The sequence below is a fragment of the Thermodesulfobacteriota bacterium genome (assembly GCA_039028315.1).
Lineage (GTDB): Bacteria > Desulfobacterota_D > UBA1144 > Nemesobacterales > UBA2774 > CR02bin9.
Map to the genome: position 1 here is coordinate 1 of JBCCIH010000216.1, position 3,514 is coordinate 3,514.

At 38.4% G+C, this 3,514-nt stretch carries 7 protein-coding genes; 3 read left to right on the forward strand and 4 right to left on the reverse strand.

All coding sequences use genetic code 11. From position 1 onward, the window contains the following. Nucleotides 1-184, forward strand: a 184-nt coding sequence (locus tag AAF462_10980) for a DsbA family protein (protein ID MEM7009645.1), incomplete at its 5' end; no start/stop codon positions are given. 3 nt (nt 185-187) lie between these two features. Here the strand turns inward: AAF462_10980 and AAF462_10985 are convergent. After that, nucleotides 188-469: a DUF427 domain-containing protein gene (locus AAF462_10985; protein ID MEM7009646.1), complete on the reverse strand. Its 282-nt coding sequence runs from the start codon at nt 467-469 to the stop codon at nt 188-190. A 125-nt stretch (nt 470-594) separates the two neighbouring features. Here AAF462_10985 and AAF462_10990 point away from each other — a divergent pair, with 125 nt between their 5' ends. Next, entirely contained in the window at nt 595-1,014 is a 420-nt protein-coding gene (locus AAF462_10990) for a hypothetical protein (GenBank protein MEM7009647.1), read from the forward strand. A 26-nt stretch (nt 1,015-1,040) separates the two neighbouring features. Here the strand turns inward: AAF462_10990 and AAF462_10995 are convergent, their stop codons facing one another. Beyond that, nucleotides 1,041-1,634 carry a GNAT family N-acetyltransferase gene (locus AAF462_10995; protein ID MEM7009648.1) on the reverse strand — a complete coding sequence of 198 codons (594 nt, stop codon included), beginning with the start codon at nt 1,632-1,634 and terminating at the stop codon, nt 1,041-1,043. 120 nt (nt 1,635-1,754) lie between these two features. Here AAF462_10995 and AAF462_11000 point away from each other — a divergent pair, with 120 nt between their 5' ends. Continuing rightward, entirely contained in the window at nt 1,755-2,567 is an 813-nt protein-coding gene (locus AAF462_11000; protein ID MEM7009649.1) for a cupin-like domain-containing protein, read from the forward strand. Here the strand turns inward: AAF462_11000 and AAF462_11005 are convergent. Beyond that, the gene (locus AAF462_11005; protein ID MEM7009650.1) at nt 2,561-3,118 is read right to left on the reverse strand and encodes a hypothetical protein; all 558 of its coding nucleotides are present in this window, start codon (nt 3,116-3,118) and stop codon (nt 2,561-2,563) included. The two genes, AAF462_11000 and AAF462_11005, sit on opposite strands and share 7 nt — an antisense overlap. A gap of 7 nt (nt 3,119-3,125) precedes the next feature. After that, nucleotides 3,126-3,514 (reverse strand): RNA polymerase sigma factor (locus AAF462_11010; protein ID MEM7009651.1); only part of this gene is annotated, 389 nt, incomplete at its 5' end.

Consider the following 3,514-nt stretch of genomic DNA (forward strand, 5'->3'; position numbering starts at 1 on the left):
GCCGGATCAAATCATTGCCAGAGCTAAGTCACAGGAAAACAAGGATGCACTAAGAGAGCGCACTGAGCTCGCAGTGTCCAAAGGTATATTCGGCGCACCTACTTTTGCTATTGAAGGTGAAATCTTTTGGGGCAACGATAGATTAGAGGATGCGCTTTTGTTCTACAAAAAAAATTACAGCTAGGCTCTAGGTAGTAACTTCAACACCTTTCCAAAACGCAACGTGATCTTTTATATCCTTCGCTGCATCTTTAGGATCAGGGTAGTGCCAAGCTGCATCTTCGTTTACGCTGCCTTCAACCTCTATATGATAGTAGTTAGCAACTCCTTTCCATGGGCAAGTTGTATTTTTAGCGCTTTCCTTAAAAAATTCTGAATTGATACTCTCGGGCGGAAAGTAATGATTTCCTTCAATAACAACAGTCACGTCACTTTGGGCTATTACTTGATCATTCCAAATTGCTTTCATCCAATAATTCCTCCTTTGTACTACTAAGTATAATGGGATCTGAATTTTTTATAAGGTTGTATTTGCGGCTTAGAGTTTTTTAAATTTCTGCTAACCTAAATTTAAAAGTATGGAGTGTGCCAAAAATGGCAGATATGGTAGCAAGCAGCATTTCTGAAATCGAGGTTTTAGACAATTCAAACCCTGAGCTTTCCAGAGAAAACATTAATATCACAGCAGCAGCATTTTACGTGTTAATAGAGCAAAAGGATCTTTCCCTATTCTCTACTCTTATGAGTCCTGATCTTAAAATATATAAGAATAATGAGGTCTGGGATTATGATTTAACCCTGAGCTATCTAAAAGAGCTGAATTCTAAACACGAAAAAGTAAAATTTCTTCCCCTAGAGATGGTAATCTCAAACGGCGAGTTTGTGACAGTAAAGTTTACTGAAACAATGCACCATCACGACGGCAGCGTAAGCAAAGAAAAATTCATATCAATTTTTCAAATAGTGGACTCCAAGATACAAAACATCTGGGAGCTAGCTGTTCCTACTTCTTAGTGAATCAGTATGAAAAATCGGATTCATTACAGACTCTTGATCATTGTTGCGGATGCTGAGAAACCAAAAAATGGTTTTAAGTATGGATGGTAGCTGGTTTTCGTTTCTACAAAACCTTGAGACTCATAGAGTTTTTTAGCTCTGTTATTAGTGTCTATGACGTCAAGTTTTATGCACTTGTACCTTTTCTCCTTTGCAAATGAGTTAAGCTGCTCCAATATATTTCTGCCAACTCCCTTTCCCCTCATATCAGTATCTACTACTATTCCATCCATCCAAAGCTCGCCAGCAGCAGGCTTTCTCTCATAAAGAATCCAAAGTAGCAATATTGCCCAAGTCCCCTTAATATAGCCCAGGTGTTTAATGATTACCGATGAGCTCATTCCTGCAGTAAATGAGATTCCGTTATGATAAAATCCGCATAGACCAACAAGCTGCTCATCTTTAAGAGCTGCAATTCCGCACTCTGGCTTTATTGCATCATATAGAATACCGATTAGTTTTTCTTTAGATCCAATAATAGGCATGAACTTTTGACTAAAAGCTTCAGCATAGAGCTGGGCTGCCTTTTGCCTGCAGTCCTCAGGAATGCCCAATTGATATCGTATAGATCTGTTCATTATCTCATTATATTAATGTAATCCGATTTTTTAAGATTATGTTAAATATCTTGACATATAAGTCACACTTTTTTAGTTTTATATTAGTTCGGTTAATTAATTAGTTCTCAGAGGGAGCCCATGAGCATAGAGCGTATTGCAGCAAAAGATTTCAGTCCACAGGTATGGGACCATCATTACTCAAATAGTATTCCCTTCGTATTAGAGCTAGAACCTAGTAGCTTTCCTTGTCTTGACTGGAGCGTTGAGAGCTTAAAAGATATTGCGCAGGATGAGAAATATGTATTATACGAAATGCCTGGCGGTAAGTTTGTCACATCCAGAAACGATTTTATCAAACACAACCTTCAAATGCACGAGGTATGCGATCTTCTTTTGAATACTGATAATCCAAACCGATTTCAGATGATAACCGAGATAAAATCTAACCCGGCATTTTTTGAACAAGTGCAGATAACTGAGCAATTGTTCTCTGAAATACATAACAAAATTGTTCAGTGTAATCTTTGGCTTAATGTTGGTGAATTTGTCTCTGGTTTTCATAATGAGTGTTTTGAGAATTTAAACCTACAAATAAGCGGTACTAAACGTTTCGTGCTTTTTGAACCAGGGGTTAGAGACTATTATGCAAAGCCCATTTTAAGTGGACAGGGCCATACCTCACATATTTCAGACCCCGATGATTATGACGAGGAAAAGTTTGTTAATTTTTCAAATGTAAAACACAAACGCCATGAAGTCACGCTCAATGCAGGCGACATGCTCTACTTGCCAATTTGCTGGTGGCACAATGTTCACACCGAGGGGGATACAAACATCAACATTAATGTTTGGTGGATGAACACTCCTAAATCGGTAATGCAGTTCCCAAGACAATTTATATCAGGAATTGTAACCGTTGCTTACCGCAAATTTACAAATCAGCTTTATTGAGAATTTGACGCTGTTCCGTATAAGAGCCCGTCCTCTTTCCATATTTTGATACTAACCCCCTCAGAGTTTACATCTGTGTCATCTACTTTCTGCAACTCCGGGCTTAGATCTGTAACATAGAGCGTCTCAAAGCTGCTTGTGTGTTTGTTTCTAATCTTGAGCTGAGCAGCAAGATTGCCCTGGATTGAGCAGTATCTTCCTCCGATAAGCTCATAATTAGCTGCGATGAAAGGGCCTGCTTTTGATAAATTGAAGTCTAGTTTATCAAGCTCAGTTTGAAGTTTGCTAAGGTTTGCAGTTTCGAATTCTACTTTGAGTTCTTTTTTGTGATTCATTGCAATTTCATCTACGATCCGTTGTTCTATTCCATCACTCTGAAATTGAACTATTGTAAATATAAAACCAATTACTAGCAGCGCCGCAACCGCAAGCTTTAAGTATTTAGAATTAAGCCGACTGTTTGACCGCCCTGACAGCAAAAGCTCAACTTTTTCGTCAGACAACTCTTTGCTTTCATAATATTTCTTTATATTGTCTTTAGTTCTGTCCATAACTACCTCAGCCCTTACCAATCCCAATCTTTGGGTTCATTAGATGATTATATGCGTTTACAAATTTCTTTTTGCCCCTGCTGATAAGAGAAAGCACTGTAGAGCGCGGCTGGTTTGTCAGCTCTGCAATTTCAGCCGCCGTATACTGATCCACAGCATTTAAAAAAAGAGCCTCCCTTTCCTCGGGCCTAAGTTTCTCAAGACATTTATCAATATCCATAATATCTATATCTGCGCTAACCGACCGGTCCTGCGTTTGTTCTTCAAGCTCTTCAATTGCAACCAGCTTATTTTTTCTGTATCGATCGATGAATAAGTTTTTAATGGAGATATAAAATAGAGATTTACTCTTAGCTTCAGCTCCTTTTATATAAAGCTTTAGCCACACATCTTGAA